The organism is Cupriavidus sp. GW822-FHT03E04, from assembly GCF_058801495.1.
In genome coordinates, this window is record NZ_JBXANI010000024.1 from 124448 (window position 1) to 148582 (window position 24135).

General features: G+C 67.1%; 20 protein-coding genes. 13 read left to right on the plus strand and 7 right to left on the minus strand.

All coding sequences use genetic code 11. The annotated features are described in order from the left end of the window. Positions 1 to 75: 75 nt before the first annotated feature. From AC1RQC_RS30325 to AC1RQC_RS30335, 3 genes are read right to left on the minus strand one after another with little or no spacing between them, the layout of a single operon-like run. The gene (locus tag AC1RQC_RS30325) at positions 76 to 1410 is read right to left on the minus strand and encodes an amidase (protein ID WP_492370787.1); all 1335 of its coding nucleotides are present in this window, start codon (positions 1408 to 1410) and stop codon (positions 76 to 78) included. Next, a complete protein-coding gene (locus AC1RQC_RS30330) occupies positions 1407 to 2084 on the minus strand; it encodes a DUF2848 domain-containing protein (protein ID WP_492807581.1) in 678 nt (225 codons plus the stop codon). Before AC1RQC_RS30330 ends, AC1RQC_RS30325 begins: the two co-directional genes overlap by 4 nt. Before the next feature lie 38 nt (positions 2085 to 2122). Then, positions 2123 to 2821, minus strand: a complete 699-nt coding sequence (locus AC1RQC_RS30335) for a GntR family transcriptional regulator (RefSeq protein ID WP_150990592.1) — start codon at positions 2819 to 2821, stop codon at positions 2123 to 2125. A 398-nt stretch (positions 2822 to 3219) separates the two neighbouring features. On the opposite strand from AC1RQC_RS30335, the gene AC1RQC_RS30340 reads away from it, so the two are divergent. Further along, the gene (locus AC1RQC_RS30340; protein WP_492370789.1) at positions 3220 to 4059 is read left to right on the plus strand and encodes an IclR family transcriptional regulator; all 840 of its coding nucleotides are present in this window, start codon (positions 3220 to 3222) and stop codon (positions 4057 to 4059) included. A gap of 22 nt (positions 4060 to 4081) precedes the next feature. On the opposite strand, the gene AC1RQC_RS30345 is transcribed toward AC1RQC_RS30340, so the two are convergent. Continuing rightward, positions 4082 to 5329, minus strand: coding sequence for a Zn-dependent hydrolase (locus AC1RQC_RS30345; protein WP_492885543.1), 1248 nt, complete (start codon positions 5327 to 5329; stop codon positions 4082 to 4084). A 277-nt stretch (positions 5330 to 5606) separates the two neighbouring features. Here AC1RQC_RS30345 and AC1RQC_RS30350 point away from each other — a divergent pair, with 277 nt between their 5' ends. From AC1RQC_RS30350 to AC1RQC_RS30380, 7 genes are all read left to right on the plus strand, one after another. Further along, on the plus strand, positions 5607 to 7184 hold the full coding sequence (locus tag AC1RQC_RS30350) for an ABC transporter substrate-binding protein (RefSeq protein WP_492885556.1): 1578 nt from the start codon (positions 5607 to 5609) through the stop codon (positions 7182 to 7184). Between the two features lie 171 nt (positions 7185 to 7355). Beyond that, entirely contained in the window at positions 7356 to 8306 is a 951-nt protein-coding gene (locus AC1RQC_RS30355; protein WP_492370791.1) for an ABC transporter permease, read from the plus strand. Positions 8307 to 8333: 27 nt separating this feature from the next. Further along, positions 8334 to 9221, plus strand: coding sequence for an ABC transporter permease (locus tag AC1RQC_RS30360; protein ID WP_150990600.1), 888 nt, complete (start codon positions 8334 to 8336; stop codon positions 9219 to 9221). 7 nt (positions 9222 to 9228) lie between these two features. Further along, the gene (locus AC1RQC_RS30365; RefSeq protein ID WP_492370810.1) at positions 9229 to 10311 is read left to right on the plus strand and encodes an ABC transporter ATP-binding protein; all 1083 of its coding nucleotides are present in this window, start codon (positions 9229 to 9231) and stop codon (positions 10309 to 10311) included. Between the two features lie 58 nt (positions 10312 to 10369). Next, complete coding sequence (locus AC1RQC_RS30370) at positions 10370 to 11398, plus strand: ABC transporter ATP-binding protein (RefSeq protein WP_492370792.1); 1029 nt, start codon at positions 10370 to 10372, stop codon at positions 11396 to 11398. A gap of 123 nt (positions 11399 to 11521) precedes the next feature. Next, positions 11522 to 12712: an amidase gene (locus tag AC1RQC_RS30375; protein ID WP_492807589.1), complete on the plus strand. Its 1191-nt coding sequence runs from the start codon at positions 11522 to 11524 to the stop codon at positions 12710 to 12712. A 32-nt stretch (positions 12713 to 12744) separates the two neighbouring features. Next, positions 12745 to 13155: a DUF3830 family protein gene (locus AC1RQC_RS30380; RefSeq protein ID WP_416048258.1), complete on the plus strand. Its 411-nt coding sequence runs from the start codon at positions 12745 to 12747 to the stop codon at positions 13153 to 13155. Positions 13156 to 13207: 52 nt separating this feature from the next. Here the strand turns inward: AC1RQC_RS30380 and AC1RQC_RS30385 are convergent, their stop codons facing one another. After that, positions 13208 to 16321, minus strand: coding sequence for an efflux RND transporter permease subunit (locus AC1RQC_RS30385; protein WP_492885545.1), 3114 nt, complete (start codon positions 16319 to 16321; stop codon positions 13208 to 13210). 9 nt (positions 16322 to 16330) lie between these two features. Further along, the gene (locus AC1RQC_RS30390; RefSeq protein WP_492370796.1) at positions 16331 to 17527 is read right to left on the minus strand and encodes an efflux RND transporter periplasmic adaptor subunit; all 1197 of its coding nucleotides are present in this window, start codon (positions 17525 to 17527) and stop codon (positions 16331 to 16333) included. Positions 17528 to 18028: 501 nt separating this feature from the next. Between AC1RQC_RS30390 and hpnD the strand changes: the two genes are divergently transcribed. The 3 genes from hpnD to AC1RQC_RS30405 all read left to right on the plus strand — a co-directional run bounded on the left by hpnD (position 18029) and on the right by AC1RQC_RS30405 (position 21200). After that, positions 18029 to 18865 carry a presqualene diphosphate synthase HpnD gene (gene hpnD, locus AC1RQC_RS30395; RefSeq protein WP_492370797.1) on the plus strand — a complete coding sequence of 279 codons (837 nt, stop codon included), beginning with the start codon at positions 18029 to 18031 and terminating at the stop codon, positions 18863 to 18865. 70 nt (positions 18866 to 18935) lie between these two features. Further along, entirely contained in the window at positions 18936 to 20210 is a 1275-nt protein-coding gene (locus tag AC1RQC_RS30400; protein ID WP_492370798.1) for a Zn-dependent hydrolase, read from the plus strand. A gap of 93 nt (positions 20211 to 20303) precedes the next feature. Continuing rightward, positions 20304 to 21200 (plus strand): SMP-30/gluconolactonase/LRE family protein, encoded by an 897-nt coding sequence (locus tag AC1RQC_RS30405; RefSeq protein WP_492807593.1) that lies wholly within the window; start codon positions 20304 to 20306, stop codon positions 21198 to 21200. 109 nt (positions 21201 to 21309) lie between these two features. Here the strand turns inward: AC1RQC_RS30405 and AC1RQC_RS30410 are convergent, their stop codons facing one another. Continuing rightward, positions 21310 to 21651, minus strand: coding sequence for a KH domain-containing protein (locus AC1RQC_RS30410; RefSeq protein WP_492807594.1), 342 nt, complete (start codon positions 21649 to 21651; stop codon positions 21310 to 21312). A 255-nt stretch (positions 21652 to 21906) separates the two neighbouring features. Here AC1RQC_RS30410 and ompR point away from each other — a divergent pair, with 255 nt between their 5' ends. Then, entirely contained in the window at positions 21907 to 22629 is a 723-nt protein-coding gene (gene ompR / locus AC1RQC_RS30415) for an osmolarity response regulator transcription factor OmpR (RefSeq protein ID WP_006576352.1), read from the plus strand. 13 nt (positions 22630 to 22642) lie between these two features. Beyond that, a complete protein-coding gene (locus AC1RQC_RS30420) occupies positions 22643 to 23992 on the plus strand; it encodes a sensor histidine kinase (protein ID WP_150990620.1) in 1350 nt (449 codons plus the stop codon). The last annotated feature ends 143 nt before the right edge of the window (positions 23993 to 24135 follow it).

Below are 24135 nucleotides of genomic sequence, written 5' to 3' on the forward strand. Positions count from 1 at the left end.
TACTCCTTGGGTGTTGATTGACGGGGCCGCGCTGCCTGGTCGCGGCCCTCGGTCTTTTCTGCTGGCTACTACGTGTTACTGCAGCGCGGCTTCGATGGCGCCGGCCACCTGCAGCACGCGCGCGTCGCGCCCGTTCAGGCCGCCGACGCTCAGCCCCATGCCCTGCTCCGCCGCCGGCATCGGCAGCGATACGGCGCAGCCGTCGAGGAAGTTGAGCACGCTGGGGTTGCGCAGCACGAGGCCGTTGGTGGCGAAGAAGGCTTCGTCGCTTTGCAGGGCATCGAGCCGTGGCGGGCGCACGGCAACCGTGGGCATCAGCCAGGCGTCGGCTTCGCGCAGCAGGTCGGCGGCGCGCACCTGCATGGCGCGGCGCTCGGCCAGCAGTTCGATGTAGTCGGCGGCGCCGAGTTGCTCGCCGCGGCGGATGCGCATGGCAACGCGCTGGTCGTAGGCATCGCCGCGTTCGGCCAGCAACTGCTTGTGCCAGTGCCAGGCTTCGGCTGCCGTGAGGCCGCCGGCGGCGTTGATCTGCGGCAGCCGCTTGAGCTCGGGGAATTCGAACGGGATGATCTGCGCACCGAGCCGGGAGAGCGTGGCGAGCGTGGCGTCGAAGGCCTGGGCGACTTCGGCGTCGAGGCCGTCGCACACGAAATCGCGGGTCACCAGCAGACGCAGCCCGCCCAGCGGCGCGGGGCGGCTGTCCAGCGTTTCGCCGCTGACGATGGCGTCGAACGCGGCGCAGCAGGCAACCGAGCGCGCCAGCGGGCCGGCGGAGTCGAGCGAGGTCGACAGTGGCACGGCGCCGGCCAGCGGCACGCGGCTTGCGGTGGGCTTGAAGCCGGTCAGGCCGCAGAACGCGCTGGGGATGCGGATGGAGCCGCCGGTGTCGGTGCCGAGCGCCGCAACGGCCATATCGAGCGCCACGCTGAGCGCGCCACCGGACGTGGAGCCACCCGCGATGCGTGCTTCGTCGAAGGGCGTGCGGGGCGTGCCATAGTGCGGGTTCAGGCCGAGGCCGGAGAACGCGAACTCGCTCATGTTGGTGCGCCCGATCAGCACGGCGCCGGCGGCGCGCAGGCGCGCCACCACGGGCGCGTCGGCGCCGGCGGGCTCGCGCGTGAGCGCCTTCGACCCGGCCCGGGTCACCTGCCCTTTTACGTCGAACAGGTCCTTGATGGAGACCGGCAGCCCCGCCAGCGGCGATGCCACCAGCCCTGCGGCCCGCGCCTGGTCGGCGGCGCGGGCAGCGGCCAGCGCGCCGGCGCCGTCGACTTCCAGGAAGGCGGTGCCGCCAGTGTTACGGTGGCCGTCGATGCGAGCCAGTGCTTGCTCGGTCAGCGCAACGCTGGTGGTGCGCCCGGCGGCCAGGTCGGCGGCGAGCGCGGCGATGGTTGGCAGCGTGGTGCTCATGGTGCGACCGCCAGGCATGCCACGCGATAAGCATGGCGCAGCGTGCGCTTGCGCACCGGATCGTGGAGCTCGACCTCAAAGGCTTCGCCGCTGCCCAGTTCGCCAATCACGGCTTGCGTGCCGCAGAACATGGCGGTGCCCACCGGCAGCTTGTCTTCGCCGGTGAGGCGCTGGATCAGGTCGCGCGGGTCCAGCAGGCGCGTGACCAGCCCTTCCTGATAGAGCTCGCGCAGGCCGTTGCGGGTGCGCCAGCAGCGCATCTGCAACTGGTCCCAGTGCGCGGCCACGTCGTCAAAGCGCCAGACTTCGCTGCCCAGGGGCTTGGCGCACATCTGCTTGGAGACGGTGACGTCATAGGCTTCGACCTTGCGGTCGGTGTGGTCGGAGCCCACGCCGATGTACATCGCGTCCTTGGCCGCCAGCAGCACGAACTCGATTTCGCCGGAGGAGTCTTCGCGCGGCACCTCGAGCAGCGCGTCGGTGGTCAGCAGCGAGGCGGCCAGCGGGTAGAAACACGGCACGGTGGTCGGCGGCTTGACGCCGATCTCTTCGAGCTCGCGGATGTGGTGGTTGACGGCGTCGGCGTCGCGGCCGGTCCAGCCGGCGATGATGAGGCGCTGGATATCGAGGACGAGTTCACCCTCGCCGGCTACGTGGAATTGAAGTGTCGGCATTGCTCACTACCTGTTGCGGATGTTGCGGAGAAAAACGGTCAGATGGTCCGGATGATGTTCTTCCGGAATTCGTCAATGTGTTCGCGGATGGCCTCGCGCACCGCCGGCACGTCGCGCCGCTCCAGGGCATCGATGATCACCCTGTGCTCCTGGTAGACGTTCTCCAGGTGCTGCGGGTCGGACAGCGAGAGGAACCAGAAGCGCGCCTGCTTCTCGTGCAGGCCGCGCAGCAGGTCGGCCAGCACGCGATTGCGCGAGGCGGCCGACATGGCGGTATGGAATTTGAGGTCGAGCGCGGCCAGGCCGGTGATGTCGCGCCGCGCGATCAGGTCGGGCGAGCGGTCGACGATCTCGCGCATGGCCTTGAGATCGCTCTCGTGGGCGCGCTCGCAGGCCAGCGTGGCGCACAGCACTTCGTTGGTGGCGCGCACTTCGATCATGTCGAGCACTTCGTTGAGCGACAGCGGCGAGACCAGCACGCCCTTGCGCGGCAGGATCGACACCAGCCCTTCCACTTCCAGCCGGTGCAGCGCCTGGTGCACGGGGGTGCGGCCAATGCCGAGCAAGGCCGCGACCTGGGCTTCGTTGAGCGGCTCGCCAGGACGGAATTCGCAGGAAATGATGCGCCGCTTGATCTCGGCATAGGCCTGCTCGCGCAGCGCGGCGCCGGTGGCGGCGCGCGAGGCTGGCTCAGGGGTGTGATCGGCGCCGCCGACCAGCCGGATCGGGTTCGACATGGTAATTCCCGCAATGTTGAAGTTGTTGTGATACTAGTCTGATATTTCACTGATCGTCAACAAATCAGGAATGCGGGTAAACACTGAAAGAGAACGACTCGGCTGCATTTCACTGTCGCGCATGCGCCGCATGTCTCACCCACCCACAAACAGGCAAGCTCCCTGGAAGCCTTATAAAACAAGGCACTCGACCGAAGTGAGAGAACTCGCGCTCCCAAATCGGAGGGCCGGCGCATCGCCGCTATTCCCAAAGAAAGACGACCTGAATATCATGGACGGAAACCATATAAATCGATAATCGATTCGGTCGTATATTGGTGCAATATGCATTCATCGTGGTGCAGGTCTTCCCAGCGATGGTGCCCGTCACCGATACGAGGACTCGGCGGAACGCGAACATGAACCGGCAAGACCATCAGGAAAACGGCGGCGAAGCGCCGGCCAGCGGCACGGAAAGCGACGAAAAAAAAGCTCGTCCAGACCCGCTTTTCAATCAATCGTTGGAGAAGGGGCTGGAAGTGCTGCGGGCTTTCAGCGCAGTCCATCGCACCCTCACGCTGGCCGAACTGGCCAGCCTGACCAGCATGACCAAAAGCTCCGCGCAACGCACCGTGCATACGCTGGAAACGCTGGGCTATGTGGCCAAGCACCCGCAGACGCGGCGCTTCCGGCTGACGCCCAAGGTGATGGAGATCGGCTACAACTACCTGTCCGCCGACGCGCTGATCCAGGCCGCCAGCCCTTACCTGTCGCAGCTCGCCAATGCCAGCGGCGAGACCGCCAACCTGACCGAGCCGGTGGGGCTGGAAATGGTCTACGTGGCGCAGTTGATGACGTCGAAGTACATCCCGGTGCTGACGCCCGTTGGCATGCGCATCCCGATGTACTGCACCAGCAGCGGCCGCGCGTACCTGAGCACATTGCCCGACGATCAGGTGATGGCCATGCTCGAGGACTCGGCCCGGGTGGCGCGCACGCCGGCCACGCTGACCGATGTGGCGGCGATCTTCGAGACGGTGGTGGCTTGCCGGAAGGTGGGCTACGCCTGCAACAACGAGGAGTTGTTCCTGGGCGATATGGGCGTGGGCGCGGCCATCGTCAACAGCCAGGGGCAGGCGGTGGGCGCGGTGCATGTGTCGCCACCGGCCAGCCGCTGGAGCATGGCCGAGGCGCAGAAAAAGCTGGCGCCGATGGTGATCGAATGCGCCTGGGCGATCTCGCGTTCGATCGCCCATTGAGAAGCTAGGGCGCTAAGTCGCCTTAGCGCGCGTGCTCCAGCATCGCTTGCAGCAGCACATTGGCGCCGGCCTCGATATGCTCGGGCAGCGCGTCTTCCAGCTCGTTGTGGCTGATGCCGTCCTTGCACGGCACGAAGATCATGCCGGTGGGCGCGCGCTGCGCCACGTACACGGCGTCGTGCCCGGCGCCGCTGACCACGTCCATGTGCGGCAGCCCCAGCGCGGCCGCGGCGCGGCGTACGCTGTCCACGCATGCCGGCGCGAACACGCAGGGCTCGAACTTCACCACCTGGCTGATCGACACGTCCACCGCGCCACGCTGCGCAATCTGCGCGAACGACGCGCGCATGGCGGCGTCCATGCGGTCCAGCCCGGCCTGCGAGAGATTGCGCAGGTCCACGGAAAAGTCCACGCGGCCCGGAATCACGTTGCGTGAGTTGGGCGTGACCTGCACGTAGCCTACCGTGCCGCGCCCGTGCGGGGCCTCATCCACGGCGATGCGATTGACTTCATCGATCATGCGGGCGGCCGCCAGCATGGCGTCGTGGCGCAGCGCCAGCGGCGTGGGGCCGGCGTGGGCGTCCATGCCGGTCACGGTCACGTCGTACCATTGCTGGCCGAGCGCGCCGGAAACCACGCCGATCGGCAGCCCGGCGGCTTCCAGCACCGGCCCCTGCTCGATATGCGCCTCGAAATAGGCCGCGAACATGCCGCCCGGCACTTCGCCCACGGGCTGCTCGCCGCGGTAGCCGATCTGCTCCAGCGCCTCGCCCACGCTAATGCCGTCAAGGTCGCGCTGGGCGCGGATGAACGCCGCCTCGAACACGCCGGCGAAGGCACCCGAGCCCATCATCACGGGCGTAAAGCGGGTGCCCTCCTCGTTGGTCCAGAACGCTAGCTCCAGCGGCGCGCGGGTGACGATGCCCAGGTCGTTGAGCGTGCGCATCACCTCAAGGCCAGCCAGCACGCCGAAATTGCCGTCGAACTTGCCGCCCGAGGGCTGGGTGTCGATGTGGCTGCCGGTGGCCACCGCGACCGCATGGGGATCGCTCCCGGCACGGCGCGCGAACACGTTGCCTACCTCGTCGGTGCGCACATCGAGCCCGGCCGCGCGGCACCAGCCGACCACCAGGTCGCGGCCCTGGCGGTCCAGCTCGGTCAGCGCGATGCGGCACACGCCGCCCTTGGGCGTGGCGCCGATCTGCGCGAGGTCCATCAACGATTGCCACAGGCGTGCTGCGTTGATGCGGGGAGGGTGTTGCTGATCCATGTTGGGAAGCCGGTTGGTTGGGAGTCAGACGGGGAAGTCAGCAAAAAACAGGCCATGGCCGGAACGCCAGCGGGACAAGGCTGGGGCACTGGCAGTGGCATAGGCACTGGCATATGACTTGCTTAACTGGTCCCGTCTCCCCTTCCCCCACCCAGGAGCTTTGCCCGTGACCGTTTTCTCTTCCGACTCCGCAAGAAGCGTAAAACCCGGCCTGAAGTCCATCGCCGCCGCTGCCGCGATCACCGCCGTCTCGATCCTCGCCTTGCCGGGCACCGCGATGGCCGAGAAGGTACTGCGCATCGGCATGACCGCCGCCGACATCCCGCGCACGCTGGGCCAGCCCGACCAGGGTTTCGAAGGCAACCGCTTCACCGGCATCCCGATGTACGACGGGCTGACCCAGTGGGACCTGTCCAAGGCCAACGGCCCCAGCCTGCTGATTGCCGACCTGGCCACGGAATGGAAGGTCGATGCCAAGGACAAGACCAAGTGGATTTTCAAGCTGCGCCCCGGCGTGAAATTCCACGACGGCTCGCCGTTCAACGCCGACGCCGTGGTGTGGAACGTGGGCAAGGTGCTCGACAAGACCGCCAAGCAGTTCGATCCCAGCCAGGTTGGCGTGACCGCCTCGCGCATGCCGACGCTGCGCTCGGCCAGGAAGATCGACGACCTCACGGTGGAGCTGGCTACGTCGGAGCCAGACTCCTTCCTGCCCTATAACCTGAGCAACCTGTTCATGGCCTCGCCCACGCAGTGGGACAAGAAGCTGGCTGCCGTGCCGGCCTCGGTGACCGATCCGGCCGAGCGCTCCAAGCAAGCCTGGGTGGCCTTTGCCGCCGATGCTTCCGGCACCGGCCCCTTCAAGATGAGCCGCTTCGTGCCGCGCGAGCGTCTGGAGATGGTGAAGAACGCGCAGTACTGGGACGCGAAGCGCCTGCCCAAGATCGACAAGGTGGTGATGCAGCCGATGCCCGAGGCCAACGCCCGCACCGCCGCGCTGCTGTCGGGCCAGGTCGACTGGATCGAGGCGCCGGCACCGGATGCCGTGGCGCAGATCAAGAGCCGTGGCTTTGAGGTCTACGCCAATGCCCAGCCGCATATGTGGCCGTGGCAGCTGTCGTTCGCGCCCGGATCTCCCTGGCTCGACAAGCGCGTGCGCCAGGCGGCCAACCTGTGCGTGAACCGCGAGGGCCTGAAGACCTTGCTGGGCGGCTACATGGCCGAATCCAAGGGCATCGTCGAAAAGGGCAACCCGTGGTGGGGCAACCCCACGTTCGATATCAAGTACGACGCCAACGCCGCGCGCAAGCTGATGCAGGAGGCCGGCTACTCGGCCGCCAAGCCGATGAAGGTAAAGGTGCAGGTGTCGGCCTCGGGCTCCGGCCAGATGCAGCCGCTGCCGATGAACGAGTACGTGCAGCAGAACCTGAAGGCGTGCTTCATCGACGTCGACTTTGACGTGGTCGAGTGGAACACGCTGTTTACCAACTGGCGCATCGGCGCCAAGGACCCGAGCGCGCATGGCGCCAACGCCATCAACGTGAGCTTCGCGGCGATGGACCCGTTCTTCGCCATGGTCCGTTTTGTCAGCACCAAGACGCAGCCGCCGGTCTCGAACAACTGGGGCTACTTCGGCAACGCGGAGTTCGACAAGCTGATCGAGACGGCGCGCACGTCGTTCGACGAGAAGGCGCGCGACACGGCGCTGGCCAAGCTGCATGCCCGCATCGTGGAAGAAGCGCCTTTCGTGCTGATCGCGCATGACGTAGGCCCGCGCGCGATCTCCAGGAAGGTCAAGGGCGTGGTGCAGCCGCAGAGCTGGTTTATCGACATCGCCACCATGTCGATGGACTGAGCCGTGCTGCACGCCGAGCACCAAGCCGTGCACTAAGCGAACTGCGCGCGTGGCCGGTCCCGGGCCGGCCACGCGCAGCGCAATCCAGAAGATGCCCGGCCGGCATGCATCGGCCGGGCTCCCCCGAGAAACCACGGCAGGCAACGCTCGCCTTCCTTCCCGGCCACGAACATGCTCTACCTGCTCCGCCGCATCGTCTACGCGATCCCCATCCTGCTCGGGGTCGCCCTGCTCTGCTTCTCGCTGGTCCATATCGCGCCAGGCGACCCGCTGGTGTCGGTGCTGCCGCCCGACGCCTCCGAGGACCTGCGCCGCCAGCTTACCGCGCTCTACGGCTTCGATAAGCCCTTCCTCGAGCAATTCCTGCACTGGCTCACCCGCGCGCTGCACGGCGACCTGGGCACCTCCATCGCCACCAACCGCCCGGTGATGAGCGAGGTGCTGACGGCGGTGATCAACTCGGTCCGGCTGGCCGCGGTGGCTACGCTGATCGGCTTTACCTTCGGCTGCCTGTTCGGCTTCGTGGCGGGCTACTTCCGCGATTCCGCGGCGGACCGCACGGCCTCCTTCCTGTCGGTCTTCGGCGTGAGCATGCCGCACTACTGGCTGGGCATGGTGCTGGTGATCGTGTTCTCCGTGTTCCTCGGCTGGCTGCCCGCCACCGGCGCCGGCCCTGGTGGCTCCAGCGACTGGGCATGGAACTGGGAGCATATCCAGTACATGGTGCTGCCGGCGGTGACGATGTCGGTGATCCCGATGGGCATCGTGGCGCGCACCATCCGCGCGCTCGTGGCTGAAATCCTCTCGAACGAATTCATCGTCGGCCTCAAGGCACGCGGCTTGTCGGAGGTGGCGGTGTTCCGCCATGTGCTGAAGAACGTGGCGCCCACCGCGCTGTCGGTGATGGGCCTGCAGCTCGGCTACCTGCTGGGCGGCTCGATCCTGATCGAGACGGTGTTCTCCTGGCCTGGCACGGGCTTCTTGCTCAACTCGGCGATCTTCCAGCGCGATTTTCCACTGCTGCAAGGGACCATCCTTGTGCTCGCCGTGTTCTTCGTGTTGCTGAACCTGCTGGTCGATGCGCTGCAGACCTTGTTCGACCCGCGCATCCAGCGCAACTGACGCCATCAAGGAAACCCGGGAGCCCCCATGGAAATGACTCTGAAAAAGCCCGCCCTTGTGCCCGTCGTGCAGCGCTCGCCCGGCTACTGGGCCACGGTGGGCAAACGCCTGCTGCGCAACAAGCTGGCCATGCTGGCCGCGCTGATCCTGCTGGCGCTGGTGCTGATGGCGATCTTCGCGCCCGTGCTGATGCCGGCCGATCCGTACGCCGCCTCGATCATGAAGCGCCTCAAGCCGATCGGCACTGAGCACTACCTGCTTGGCACCGACGAGTTGGGGCGCGACTTGCTGTCCCGCCTGATGCTGGGCGCGCGGCTGTCGCTGTTCATGGGCATCACGCCGGTGCTGATCGCCTTTGTGATCGGCAGCGCGCTGGGCATCGTCGCGGGCTACGCCGGCGGCTGGACCAATACCGTGATCATGCGGCTGGTCGACATCCTGTACGCCTTCCCCTCGGTGCTGCTGGCCATCGCGCTGTCGGGCACGCTGGGCGCGGGCGTGGGCAATGCGCTGTTGTCGCTCACCATCGTGTTCGTGCCGCAGATCGTGCGCGTGGCGGAGAGCGTGACCACGCAAGTGCGCAATCGCGAGTTCGTCGATGCGGCGCGCGCCTCGGGCGCGTCGTCGCTGACCATCGTGCGTGCCCACGTGCTCAACAATGTGCTGGGGCCGATCTTTGTCTACGCCACCAGCCTGATCTCGGTGTCGATGATCCTGGCCTCTGGCCTGTCCTTCCTCGGCCTCGGCGTCAAGCCGCCCGAGCCGGAATGGGGCCTGATGCTCAACACGCTGCGCACAGCGATCTATACGCAGCCGCTGGTTGCCGCCCTGCCCGGCGCCATGATCTTCCTGACCTCGATCTCCTTCAACCTGCTCGCCGATGGCATTCGCTCGGCGATGGAAATCAAGGACTGATGCCATGATGGAAACCTTGCAAGACACGATACCCGATGCATTGGCCAACACCGACGTCGGCGGCCCCGCGCAACCGCTGGTGATCGCGCGCGACCTGATCAAGCACTTCCCGCTCAAGTCGAAGCTACCCTGGCGCAGCGGTGGCGAAGTCCGCGCCGTCGACGGCGTCAGCTTCGAAGTGAGAAAGGGCGAAACGCTGGGCGTGGTCGGCGAATCCGGCTGCGGCAAGTCCACCACCGCGCGGCTGCTGATGCAGTTGATCGAGCAAAACAGCGGCGAGCTGATTTTCGATGCGCTGGGCGTGGGATCGGCGCAGTTGCCGATGAAGCGCTACCGCAGCCAGGTGCAGATGGTGTTCCAGGACAGCTACTCCTCGCTCAATCCGCGCCTGACCATCGAGGAATCCATCGCCTTTACGGCGCGCGTGCACGGCATCGACGCGGCCGAAGCCAGCGCGCGCGCGCGTGCCCTGCTGGATCGCGTGGGCCTGGAGCCGGCGCGCTTTGCCGGGCGCTATCCACACGAGCTCTCCGGCGGACAGCGCCAGCGGGTGAATATCGCGCGGGCGCTGGTGCTGCGCCCGCGCCTGGTGATCCTCGATGAAGCCGTGTCGGCGCTGGACAAATCGGTGGAGGCGCAGGTGCTGAACCTGCTGCTCGACCTCAAGGCCGAGTTCGACCTTACCTACGTCTTCATCAGCCACGACCTGAACGTGATCCGCTACCTATGCGACCGCGTGATGGTGATGTACCTGGGCAAGGTCGTGGAGGTGGGCGACACCGAAACGCTCTACGCCAACCCCGCGCACCCCTACACGCGTGCGCTGCTGGCCTCGATGCCGGCGATGGACCCGGATCACCGCACCCAGGTTGCGCCGCTGGCGGGAGACCCGCCCAACCCGATCAACCCGCCATCCGGCTGCAGCTTCCATCCGCGCTGCGCCATGGCACAGGACGTTTGCTCGCGCCGCGCGCCGCAGTTGTCCGACGCGCTCGCGGGACATCCGGTGGCCTGCCTGATGGCGAACGCGGACGGCGGCCACAGCCGGCAGATGCCCGCGGCCGCCAGCCCGCTCGTTGCAGCACCCTGAGGGCCAAATCGTGAATGCACCCGTGAATGCACCCGTGACCGTACCCTCGAACGTACCCATGACCGCACCCAACCACAGCCCCGAACCCCATGCAGCCGCCCCCATGGTGTCGGTGCGCGACCTGCGCGTGACCTTCTCCGGCGGCGGCAAGACCATTCGCGCCGTCAGCGGCGTGTCGCTTGCGGTGGCGCCTGGCGAGACGCTCGCCCTGATCGGCGAATCCGGCTCCGGCAAAAGCGTGACGCTGCGCGCGCTGATGCGCCTGCACCCGCCGCGCCGCACCCGCATGGAAGGCGAGATCCGCATCGACGGCACCGACGTCACCGCCCTCGATGGCCGTGGCCTCGCCCGGCTGCGCGGCGGCAAGGTAGCGATGGTGTTCCAGGAACCATTGCTGGCGCTGGACCCGGTCTACACGATCGGCCAGCAGATCATCGAATGCATCCGCACCCACGCCAGCGTGTCCGCGGCCGAAGCGCGCCAGCGCGCGCTGAGCGCGCTGGCGTCCGTGCGCATTCCCAGCCCGGAGCGGCGCCTGGCAGCCTATCCGCACGAGATGTCCGGCGGCATGCGCCAGCGCGCCATGATCGCGCTGGCGCTGTCGGCCAACCCCAAGGTCCTGCTGGCCGACGAGCCGACCACCGCGCTGGACGCCACCGTGCAGATCCAGGTGCTAATCCTGCTGCGCGAGCTGCAACGCGAGCTTGGCCTGTCGATCGTGTTCGTCACCCATGACATCGGCGCGGCCGTGGAAATCGCCGACCGCGTCGCCGTGATGTACGGCGGGCGCATCGTCGAGGAAGGCCCGATCCGCACCATCCTGCGCGCCGCGCGCCATCCCTATACGATGGCGCTGCTGCAAAGCCGCCAGCACGGCATGGACCGCGGCCAGCGGCTGCAGACCATCGCCGGCTCGCCGCCCGATCTGTCGGCCCTGCCGCCGGGCTGCAGCTTTGCCCCACGCTGCCCGCACGCGCGCGCGCAATGCCTGGAGGCGGTGCCGCGGGCGACCGCGCTGGGTGGCGGGCATAGCGTGAGCTGCGTGCTGGCCAGTGAGCCTGTCGCCCGTGCCGAGGCCCTGGCGTAAGCTCTGTCAACCCGCCGCAACGGTACGGCATGCCGGCGCATGCCGTGTATGCCGTGCGTTCCGTGCCAATATCGCCTTTACTGATTGCTACCCTAGCCCTCACTTTCACCGCTACCCGCATCCATGACCCTGGCCAGCCATCCCTCCCACGCCTTCCTCCCCTACCCTGACGCACCCGTCGCCAATGCGGCCAGCGGCCCCCTCGCCGGCCTGACCTTCGCCGCCAAGGACCTGTTCGACGTAGCCGGCTACCCAACTGGCGGCGGCAATCCCCATGTGCTGGCCATGTCGGGCATCAAGTCCACCACCGCGCCCACCGTGCAGCGGCTGCTGGATGCCGGCGCGGCCTTCGTCGGCAAGACCCATACGGATGAGCTGGCGTTCTCGATGAACGGCAAGAATGCCCACTATGGCGCGCCGGTGAACGGCGCGGCGCCGGGGCGCATCACGGGCGGCTCGTCCTCCGGCTCGGCCTCGGCGGTGTCCAACAAGCTCTGCGACTTTGCGCTCGGCACCGACACCGGCGGCTCGGTGCGCGCGCCGGCCAGCCACTGCGGGCTGTTCGGCATCCGCCCCACCTTTGGCCGGATCTCGCTGGCGCAAACCCTGGCGCTGTGCGACAGCTTTGATACCTGCGGCTTCTTCGCGCGCGACATCGGCACCTTCGCCCGCGTGGCCGACGTGCTGCTCGGCAGCGACCCCCGGCCCCTGCCCGCCAGAGCGCGCCTGCTGCTGGCCGAAGACCTGTTCCGCATGCCCACCGCCCCCGCGCTGGACGCGCTGCTGCCGGTGGTCGGCGGCATCGAGGCCGCCTTCGGCAAGGCCTCGCCCGTCACGGTGGCGGACCGCCCGCTGGAAGACATCTGGTGGGCCTTCCGCTATGTGCAGGGCTGGGAAGCCTGGCAGACCGACGGCGCCATGATCGAGCAATACGGCCTGCAACTCGGCCCCGACGTGGCCGCGCGCTTTGCATTCTCCAAGGGCGTCACCGAAGCCCGCCTCGAAGCCTCCAGCGCGATTCGCCGCGCCTTTACCGCGCATCTGGCGGCGCTGCTTGGCAACGACGCCGTCCTGATCCTGCCGACCATGCCCGACATCGCCCCGCTGTCCGACGCCGCCGGCGAGGAACTTGAGACCTACCGCAACCTGTCGGCGCAAACGCTGTGCCTGGCGCCGCTGTCCGGCTTCCCGCAGTTGAGCCTGCCACTGGCCGGCCGCGCTGGCGCACCGCTAGGCATCTCGCTGATGGGCCCGGCCGGCAGCGACCGCAGCCTGATTGCATTTGCCGAAAAGCTGGTCGCCGCGCTAAGCTGAACGATCACCCCGATTTCCCCAGGAGAGCCTGAATGGCCCAGATCCGCATTACCGCCGGCGGCTACCAGTTCGTCGCCGAAACCCATCCCGACGCCCCCCTGACCGTGGCGGCCTTCACCAAGCTGCTGCCCTACCGCCAAAAGCTGATCCATGTGCGCTGGAGCGGCGAAGGCTGCTGGATCCCGCTGGGCGAGTTCAAGCTGGGCGTGGATTTCGAGAACCACACCAGCCACCCCTCGGTCGGCGACATCCTGTTCTACCCCGGCGGCTACAGCGAGACCGAGATCATCCTGGCGTATGGCAGCTGCTGCTTTGCCAGCAAGATGGGCCAGCTGGCGGGCAACCATTTCCTGACGATCGTGCAAGGCAAGGAGAACCTGCGCGCGCTGGGCACCAAGGTGCTGTGGGAAGGCGCCCAGGACGTCAGCTTCGAGTTGATGTGAGATAGGGAGCGTGCTCGGCGGTTCTGCCGCCAGAGCACGCCCGGGCGCGCGCTCAGCGTGCCAGCACCGCCCCGCCCGGCTCCGGCGCCTTGACCCGGAACCAGGCCGCATACAGCGCCGGCAGGAACAGCAGCGTCAACGCCGTCGCAATCACCAGCCCGCCCATGATGGCGACCGCCATCGGCCCCCAGAACACGGAGCGCGACAGCGGGATCATGGCCAGCACGGCCGCTGCCGCGGTCAGGATGATAGGTCGGCAGCGCCGCACGGCGGATTCGACGATGGCATCCCACACCGGCTCGCCGGCACGGATGTCCTGCTCGATCTGGTCGACCAGGATCACCGAGTTGCGGATGATCATGCCGAGCAGCGCGGTGATGCCAAGCTGCGCGACAAAGCCCATCGGTGCGTTGAGCAGCAGCAGCGTGGCGGCGGCGCCGATCAGGCCAAGCGGCCCGGTCAGGAACACCATCAGCGAGCGCGAGAAGCTGTGCAGCTGCAGCATCAGCAGCGTGAAGATCAGGAAGATGCACAGCGGCAGCTGCGCGGCGATCGACGCGCCGGCCTTGCCGCTTTCTTCTTCCGCCCCGGCCACCGTAATGCGGTAGCCCGCCGGCAGCTGCGCGCGCAGCTTGTCCAGCTTGGGATTGATCTGCGCCGTCACGGTGGGGCCCTGGATGCCTTCGACCACGTCGGCCTGCACGGTCACGCCAAAGTCGCGGTTCTCGCGCCAGATCACGCCCGGCTCGGAGCGAAAAGCGATGCGCGCGACCTGGGTCAGCGGCACCACGCGGCCGCTGGCGGTGGGCACTTGCACGTTCTGCAGGTCGGACATGGCGTCGCGCTCGTTGCGTGGCGCGCGCATCAGGATATCGATCAGCTTGTCGCCGTCGCGGTATTGGCCCACCGCCACGCCGGTCAGCACCGTCTGGGTCACCCGCGCAATCGCGGTGGTGCTGACGCCGAGCGCGCGCGCGCGGTCCTGGTCGATGTCCAGGCGCAGCACCTTGACGCTCTCGTTCCAGTTGTCGTTGACCCCCACGGTGTTGGGGTTGGCGCTCATCACCGCCCGGACCTCATCAGCCAGCTTGCGCACGCCAGCGGCCTGCGGCCCGATCACGCGGAACTGCACCGGATAGGGCACTGGCGGGCCATTCGGCAGCAGCTTGACGCGGCCGCGCAATTGCGGGAAATCGCGCGCCAGCAGGTCCACCACGCGTTGGCGCACCCGGTCGCGCAGCGCGACTTCGGCCGGCATCACGATCACCTGCGCCACATTGGTCTGCGGGAAGATCTGGTCCAGCGGCAGGTAGAAGCGCGGCGCGCCGCTGCCGACGAACGTAGTCAGGCTGGCAATCTCGCGGTCCCCGCGCAGCGCGGCCTCGAAGCGCTTGGCCTCGGCCTCGGTCTGCGCAAAGCTGGTGCCCTCCGGCAGCCACAGCTCCACCATCAGCTCCGGCCGGCTCGAGTCCGGGAAAAACTGCTTCTCCACAAACTTGAAGGCGTAGAGGCCGAGGCCAAAGGCCACCAGCGTGATGACGATCACCGTCTTGCGCCACGTCACGCACCAGTGCACCAGGCGGCGAAATCGGTTGTAGAACGGCGTATCGAACACCTCGTGCTGCTCGCCCTCGCCGGCGGGCCGTGCCTTGAGCAGCAGGTAGCCCAGGTAGGGCGTGAAGTAGACCGCGGCCAGCCACGACAGCACCAGCGCCATCGCGGTCACGGCGAAAATGGCGAAGGTGTACTCGCCCACGGTGGAGCGCGCCAGCCCCACCGGCAGGAAGCCGGCGGCGGTGATCAGCGTGCCGGTCAGCATCGGCATGGCGGTGGAGGTGTAGGCGAAGGTGGCGGCTTCCATCTTGGAGAAGCCCTCCTCCAGCTTGCGCACCATCATCTCCACGGCGATGATGGCGTCGTCGACCAGCAGCCCCAGCGCCACGATCAGCGCCCCGAGCGATATCTTGTGCAGGCCGATGCCGAAGATATTCATGAACAGGAACGTGACGGCGAGCACCAGCGGAATGGTCAGCGCCACCACCAGGCCCGGGCGCACGTCGATGCGCAGCGGCTTGGTATGCAACCCGAGCGAGACAAAGCTCACGCCCAGCACGATCACCACGGCCTCGATCAGCACGTGCACGAACTCGCCCACCGACCGCTCCACGGCCTCCGGCTGGTTTTGCACCTGATCCAGCTCGATGCCGACGGGCAGTTGCCCGCGCAAGCCGTCCATCGCAGCACGCAGGTTCTTGCCCATGGCGATGATGTCGCCGCCGCGCTCCATCGAGATGCCCAGCCCGATCACCTCCTTGCCCTGGAAACGCATCTTGCTGGCCGGCGGATCGACATAGCCGCGGTACACATGGGCGATATCGCCCAGGCGGATATTGGCGATGCCGTTCGGGCCGCGCAGCACCAGGTTCTCCAGGTCGGCCACGTTGGCGAACTGGCCCGACAAGCGCACCTGCAGGTTGTCGCCCGGCGTCACCAGCACGCCGCTGGCGGTCATGCTGTTTTGCTGCGATATCTGGTCGGCGATCGCGTTGATGTCCAGCCCGAGCTGGGCAAAGCGCGCCTGGTTGAATTCGATGTAGACCTTCTCGTCCTGCAACCCGATCAGCGCCACCTTGGCGACGGACGGCACGCGCAGCAGCTGCTGGCGCACCAGGTCGGCGTACTCGCGCAACTCTTTGTAGTTGAAGCCGTCGGCCGAGAGCGCGTAGATGGAGCCATACACGTCGCCGAATTCGTCATTGAAGAACGGCCCGCGCACGCCCGGCGGCAGCGTCTGCGCGATGTCGCCGACCTTCTTGCGCACGGTGTACCAGATCTGCGCGGTGTCCTTGGCCGGCGCGGTGTCCTTGAGCTGGAAGATCACCGTGGTCTCGCCGGGCTTGGAGAAGCTGCGGATCTTGTCGGCGTAGGGCACTTCCTGCAGCTGGCGCTCGATCTTGTCGGTGACCTGCACCGCGATCTGCTCGGCGGTGGCGCCGGGCCAGAATGCCTGCACCACCATCACACGGAAGGTAAAGGGCGGGTCTTCGTCCTGACCGAGCTGGAAGAAGGCAAAAAGCCCGCCCAGCAACAGCACCACCAGCAGGTAACGGGTCAGCGGCTGGTGCTCCAGGGCCCAGCGGGACAGGTTGAAACGGGAATGATCCATGCCGGCGCCTTAGTTGCGCACGGCCGGCGTGGGCGCCACCGCCTGCAGCGGCTTGACCTTCTGGCCGGGCTTGAGCAGGTGCACGCCCGCGGTGACGATGGTCTGGCCGGGCGACAACCCTTGCCTGACCTGGATCTCGTTACCCTGGAGCTCGCCCAGCGTGACGTTGACCGGCTGCACGGTGCCGGCTGCCGCGTCATACACCCAGACCTGGTTGCTGCCCTGCTTTTGCAGCAGCGCGGAGAGCGGCACACGCAGCGTGGCATCGTCGCCGGTACGGGTGAAGGTGACCACGGCGGTCATGCCAAACTTGAAGTCGGCCGGTGGATTGGGCACGCTGATGCGCGCCGCGTAAGTGCGCGTTACCGGGTCGGCCATTGGCGAAATCTCGCGCACGCGGCCCGGCAGCGGCCGGCCGGGCTCGGCCCAGGTGCGCACGGTGACGTCGGAGATGCCGCGCAGGCGCTCGACCTGATCCTCCGGCAGGCCAACCGCGACCTCCTTCTCCGCGGTTTGCGCCACCCGCACGACCGACTGGCCGGCCGCCACGACCTGGCCGACTTCGGCTTCGATCAGGGTCACCACGCCATCGGCGTCGGCGGTCAGCACGCCGTAGCCGGTCTGGTTGGATTGGTTGCGCAGCCCCGCCTCGGCCTGGCGCAGGCGGGAGGCGGCGGAGTCAAAGGTGGCCTGGCGGCGTTGCTGCTCGGCCGCGCTGATGAACTTCTTGGCGAACAGCTCGTTGTAGCGCTTCAGATCGGCCTCGGCGAGGTCTCGGTCGGTCTTGGCCGCGTCGTACTGGGCCCGCGAACCGGCTTCCGCCAGGCCGAGGTCGGTGGGGTCGAGGCGGGCAAGCGGCTGGCCCTTGCGCACGGTGGCGCCCACGTCGACCAGGCGCGCGGCGATCTTGCCGCCCACGCGAAAGCCTAGCCGCGACTCGATCCGGGGCCGCACATCGCCCGAGAACTCGAACTCCGTCTTGCCTGCGCCCGGTTGTAACTGCATCAGGCGCACCGGGCGGATCTCTGGCGCCTTTTCTGCCTGACGGCTGCAACCCGCCAGCGCCACCCCGGCGAGCAGCAGCAGGGTCACCAACGCGCCGCGACCGCGCATGCGCAAGCCGGCCGCGAACGCGTTCGCGCTGAAAAGCGTTGAAAAAGGCACTTCTATGGCCACAACTTCCGGCCCGGGATGAGGCACTGGCATGAGTTAAGCGTTAGATCGGTGGCACGGTTTGCACTGCGGCAGGCACGGCGCGGCGTGGCGGCGATTAATAACTCGCCGGTCAGTAATGTAACGGCGTGAAGCCGAAAGCGTCAAATGGCGCGCGGAGGGGGATACCGGAAACGCACTTTTCAAACAAGCCGCCCACCCTGGGTCCCAAGTCGGACGCAGGAATCGCGCCGGGCGCGGCCAAATGCCGCAGCGCTGGATATCCGCGCAGGCCGAAGTGCACGGCGGCGCTCTCGCCCGCGGCCGTTGCGGCCGGGAGCGCGATGTTACAATCCCGCGCGTCGCCCGCGCTGCCTTGCCACCCGCCGTGGAATGGCTTGACGACTGGAAATCGCGGCTCTTGGCGCAGGCCCCCTGGCCAGCGCATCGCGCCATCTCGCCACACCGGCCACCGCGCGCCGGCCAGGTTGCCGCGGCGACAGCGCAGGCATAAAGCCCCCCATAGCCCCCCCATTTCACCGACCCGAGCCTGGCGTGACGCCCGATCAGTATTGCCAAGAGAAAGCCGCGCAGAGCGGCTCCAGCTTCTATTACAGCTTCCTGTTCCTGGCGCCCGAGCGGCGGCAGGCCATTACCGCCCTCTATGCCTGGTGCCGGGAGGTCGACGATGTCGTGGACGACACGCAAGACGCCAGCGTGGCCTATCAAAAGCTGGCCTGGTGGCGCAACGAGCTCGCCCAGATGTTCAACGGCGCGCCGACCCATCCCGTGACCAAGGCGCTGCAGCCGCACATGCAAGCCTATGGGCTGACCCAGCCGATGTTCAACGAAGTGCTCGAAGGCATGGAAATGGACCTCAACCAGTCGCGCTACCTGGATGACATCGCGCTCACGCGCTATTGCCATTGCGTGGCCGGCGTGGTCGGCACCATGAGCGCCCGCATCCTCGGCCACACGGATCCGCGCACGCTCGAGTACGCCGAAAAGATGGGCTTGTCGCTGCAAATGGTCAATATCCTGCGCGATGTGGGCGAGGATGCCCGGCGCGGCAGGATCTACCTGCCGGTCAACACGCTGCAGCGCTTCCAGGTGCCGGTCTCCGAGATCAATCAGGCCACGCACTCCGATCGCTTCGTCACGCTGATGCGCTACCAGGCCGAGCAGGCCCGCACGCTGTACCGCGAGGCGCTGGCGCTGCTGCCCGCTGCCGATCGGCGCGCCCAGCGCGCCGGACTGGTCATGGGCGCGATCTACCAGACGCTGCTAGACGAGCTGGAGGCGAGTGAGTTCCAGGTACTGAACCAGCGCATCTCGCTCACGCCCATGCGCAAGCTGTGGATCGCGTGGAAAACGTGGATGCGCAACCGCTGAACGCCACGTCCTGCCTTTTGCACCGCTACCTGCCTTCACGGCCTTCACTGCCTGAGCCACCCGAGCTGCCATGACCCAAATCGCCTCCCCCCTCCTCCCGTTAGGCCAGACCATTCTCGACCAGGCCGCGGCGCTGGCCCGCTTTTCGGATATGGAAGGCGGCCTGACCTGCGCCTACCTGACCCCGGCCCACCGCGCCGCGCAAGCCCAGTTGGCGGCGTGGATGGAGGCGGCGGGCATGCAAGTCCGCATCGACGCCATCGGCAACGTGATCGGCCGCTACGCCGCCGATCCTGCCGCGGGCGACGGCGCGCGCGTGCTGATGACCGGCTCGCACTTCGACACCGTGCGCAACGGCGGGCGCTATGACGGCCGGCTTGGCATCCTGCTGCCCGTGGCGGTGGTTGGGGCGCTCAACGCGGCCGGCATCCGCCTGCCCTATCACTTCGAGGTCGTGGGCTTTGCCGAGGAAGAAGGCCTGCGCTTCAAGACCAGCTTCCTGGCCAGCAGCGTGCTGGCCGGCCGCTTCGACCCGGCCCTGCTGGATCGTGCGGACACCGACGGCGTGACGCTGCGCGAAGCCCTGGCCGCCTCTGGCCTGCCGGGCGCGGGCGGCGTCGATGCACTGCGCGCCGCGGCGGTGGACCCCGCCACCCTGCATGGCTTTGTCGAAGTCCATATCGAGCAAGGCCCGGTCCTGCTGCACCACGGCCTGCCGCTCGGCGTGGTCACCCAGATTGCCGGCAGCAGCCGCTTCCAGGTGCGCGTCGAGGGCCTGGCCAGCCACGCTGGCACCACGCCCATGACCCTGCGCAAGGACGCCGCCGCGGCGGCGGCCGAGATGGTGCTGCTGGTGGAGCGGCGCTGCGGGCAGGTGCCTACGCTGGTTGGCACGGTGGGCCAGTTGCAGGTACCCAACGGGTCGAGCAACGTCATCCCCGCCGAATGCGTGTTCTCGATGGACATCCGTGCCGGCGAAGACAGCATCCGCGAAGCCGCCATTGCCGACATCGTGACCGGCATCCAGGCCATCGCCGAGCGTCGCGGCCTCAGCGCCGGCGTGGAACGGGTGACGCCGGTCAACAACGCGCCCTGCGCGCGCTGGCTGATGGACCAGTTCGGCGCGGTGCTCAAGAAGCGCGGGCTGGACGCGTTCGAGCTGCCCTCGGGCGCCGGCCACGACGCCATGATGATGCAGCGCATGACCGACGTGGCGATGCTGTTCGTGCGCTGCGGCAACGGCGGCATCAGCCACAACCCGCTGGAAACCATCACGGCCGACGACGCCCAGCTCGCGGCCGAGGTCTTCGTCGACTTCCTGCGGCATTTCCAGCCCCGCGCCTGACCCCCACCGCGGCGCGCTTGCGGTCCCGGCACAAATCGTATTGGATGTAGGCACACCAATCACAAGATCGAAAGATCACAACGGAGACACTGCATGGCGCACCGCGAACTATCGGTCCTGACCGAGGGGCACACCTTTCTGGAAGGACTGCGCTGGCACGACGGCCGGCTCTGGCTGTCGGATTTCTATACCCATCGCGTGATGGCGGTGAGCCTGGATGGCGCCGTCGAACAGATCGCCGAAGTGCCGCAGCAGCCATCCGGCATGGGATGGCTGCCGGACGGGCGCCTGCTGATCGTCTCCATGCGCGACCGCAAGCTGCTGCGCCGCGAGCCGGACGGCAGCCTCGTGGTACATGCCGACCTGTCCGGCGTGGCTAGCGGGCACGTCAACGACATGGTGGTGGACCAGCACGGCCGCGCCTATGTGGGCAATTTCGGTTTCGACCTGATGGCCGGCGCCCCGCTGCGCACCGCGAACCTGGCGCGGGTCGACCCGGACGGCTCGGTGACCGTGGTGGCCGATGGCCTGTTCTTCCCCAACGGCTCGGTCATCACGCCGGACGGCAAGTCCCTGGTGGTGGGCGAGACCCTGGGCAATCGCATCTCGGCCTTCGATCTGCACGTGGATGGCTCGCTGGGCCCGCGCCGTGACTGGGCCCTCTTCGGCAGCCAGCCCACTGGATCGGATCTCGGCCAGGTGCTGGGCGGCGCGAAGGTGGCGCCGGACGGGTGCGCCCAAGATGCGCAAGGTGCGCTCTGGGTGGCTGACGCCATCGGCAATCGCGTATTGCGGGTAATGCCGGGCGGGCGCATCGATGAGGAGATTGCCTGCGGGACGGGCATCTTCGCCGCCGCGCTGGGTGGCCCGCGCGGCACCACGTTGTTCCTGGCCGCCGCGCCGAACTTCGACGAGGCGCAGCGGCGCGCTTCGCGCCTGGGCCATATCCTGATGACGGAAGTCGAAGTGCCGCACGCCGGCCTGCCATGAGGCTATGCGGCTATGCGGCTGTGAGGCTATGGGGCTGAAGTAGGACGGACGCCGATACGCGCTTGCCGCGCATCGTGTCAAGCTGCACGCATGTGTGCGTGCCTGGCCCCTAGCCGCCCTGGTACATTTCCCGCCCGAGCTCGTACAGGTTCTGGCGCAGCTTGCGCCGCTCGTCTGGCGAGAGCTTGTCGTTCGGGAATGCGTGGGGCAGGCGCTCGTTCATGTCGCGCTCGGCGCGGTACTTTCCGGCGCGCGCTCGCGCCTCGTCCTTGCTGTAGTGCTCGCGCTCGTTGCGCGGGGCGGCCTCGCGAGCTGCTGGCTTGCCAGCGCCCGGAAACAAATGCGCCATGCCGGGCGATTGCGGGTATCCCGCACTAGCGGCAAGCAACAGCGCAACAGTCGCGCCGGCGCGGGAAAGGGTATGCCCGGCGCGCTTGCAGGTGACTTTCATTGATAATGGCGGTTTGGGCTTCGGAAACGGTGGTTACAGGACCGCCGGAAGCCGGACATCCAGTAGCCCCGCCTCGCCACGTCATGGCAGTGAACTACACGGCGGACGCCCACGAAATCCCCGCGGGACTGGCTACGGAAACGGTATGCGGCAGTTTAAACGCAGGGTGGATGCGCGCCTTCATACCTCGGGGTAAAGTATGTAACCTTTTGTTAAGCCATTTTGACCGAAAGCGTTTGTCGCTAAGATACCGCCATGGAAAATACCAGTCACAAGATTCTCGTCGTAGACGACGACCCCCGTCTGCGCGACCTGCTGCGCCGCTACCTTGGCGAACAGGGCTTCACCGTACTGGTAGCTGAGAACGCCACCGCGATGAACAAGCTCTGGTTGCGCGAGCGTTTCGACCTGCTAGTGCTCGACCTGATGATGCCCGGTGAAGACGGCCTGTCGATCTGCCGGCGCCTGCGCGGCGCCAACGACCAGACGCCCATCATCATGCTCACCGCCAAGGGCGAGGACGTCGACCGCATCGTCGGCCTCGAAATGGGCGCCGACGACTACCTGCCGAAGCCCTTCAACCCGCGCGAACTGATCGCGCGGATCCACGCCGTGCTGCGCCGCAAGGGCCCCGCCGAAGTCCCCGGCGCGCCCTCCGAAACCCCGGAAACCTTCGCCTTCGGCGATTTCGTGCTGAATCTCGCTACACGCACGCTGACCAAAAATGATGAGGAGATCACCCTGACCACCGGCGAATTCTCGGTGCTCAAGGTCTTCGCCCGGCATCCGCGCCAGCCGCTGTCGCGCGAGAAGCTCATGGAAATGGCGCGCGGCCGCGAGTACGAGGTATTCGACCGCAGCCTGGACGTGCAGATCTCACGCCTGCGCAAGCTGATCGAGCCTGATCCGGGCAACCCACGTTTCATTCAGACGGTCTGGGGTCTGGGCTACGTCTTCATCCCCGATGGCGTGAAGTAAGGCGCCGCGCATCGTGGCGACTGTCATCAGCCGCACGGCTACGCGCCTGTTCGGTTCGCTGTTCTGGCGAACCTTCATGCTGATCGCCCTATTGCTGGCGATCTCGCTGGGTATCTGGTTCCAGAGCTATCGGCTCTTCGAACGCGCACCGCGCGCCCAGCAGATCGCCATGCAAGTGGTCAGCGTGGTCAAGCTCACGCGCGCCGCCCTGCTCTATTCCGATCCCGCGCGGCGGCGTTTCCTGCTGCTCGACCTGGTGCAAAACGAGGGCATCAAGGTCTACCCGCGCGAGAAAGACGACGATTTCTCCGTGCCCACCACGAACCCCTTCCTGACCCAGCTGGTGCAGCAGGAGATTCGCAGCCGGCTCGGCGAAGGGACCGTGATCGCCACCACCGTGAACGACATTCCCGGCGTATGGGTGAGTTTCGAGATCGAGGGCGACGATTACTGGGTAGCGATCAGCCCCGAACGGTTCGAGCGCGTGCCCGGCATCCAGTGGCTCTGGTGGAGCATCGCAGCGCTATTGCTGTCGATCATCGGCGCAGCCTTTATCACGTCGCTGGTCAACCACCCGCTCAAGCGGCTGGCCAACGCGGCACGCGCCATCGGCGGCGGCGGCGACCCGCCCACCCTGCCTGAGCACGGCGCCAGCGAAGTGGCGCAGGCCAACCACAGCTTCAACCAGATGGTGCGCGACCTGCGCCAGCTCGACGACGACCGCGTCGTCATGCTGGCCGGCATCTCGCACGACCTGCGCACGCCGCTGACGCGCCTGCGGCTGGAAACCGAGATGTCCCCCGTGGATAACACCACGCGCGAAGCCATGATCGCCGACATCGAACAGATGGACGCCATCATCGGCCAGTTCCTCAACTACGCCCGCCCCGCACTGGAAACGGTCGAACCCGTCGACCTGTCCGCACTTGTGCAAGACGCTGTCGGCGTCTATGGCGCGCACGACGACGTACGCGTCCATGTCCGCGCCGGCGACCCCGTAATGGCCGTCGCCAACCGCATGGAAGTCCAGCGGATCCTGGACAACCTAGTCGAAAACGCCCGCCGCTACGCCAAGGACGAAGACAACGGCGTAGCCGTGGTCGAGATCAGCACCCGCATCGAAGACAAGGAAGCCGTGCTGACCGTGGCCGACCATGGCAGCGGCGTGCCGGAAGCGCAATTGCCCTTGCTGACCCGGCCCTTCTACCGGCTCGATGGCGCACGCAGCGAAGCCAAGGGCGCCGGGCTGGGGATGTCGATCGTTAATCGGATCTTGCAGCGAAATGGCGGTAGGTTGATGTTGGCGAATCGGCCGCCGCCGGCGACGGGGTTGGTGGTTAGTGCGTTTTTCAGGCGGGCGTAGGTTGATATGCTGGCTGCAACTGCAAAATCAGCTTTAACTGCTTAACTTCAAGGTCAAAAACTGAAAGGCAACTGCAGTTTCACCTCCCCTGCGGGGAGGCGACCTACTTTCTTGTCTCGCCAAGAAAGTAGGCAAAGAAGCGA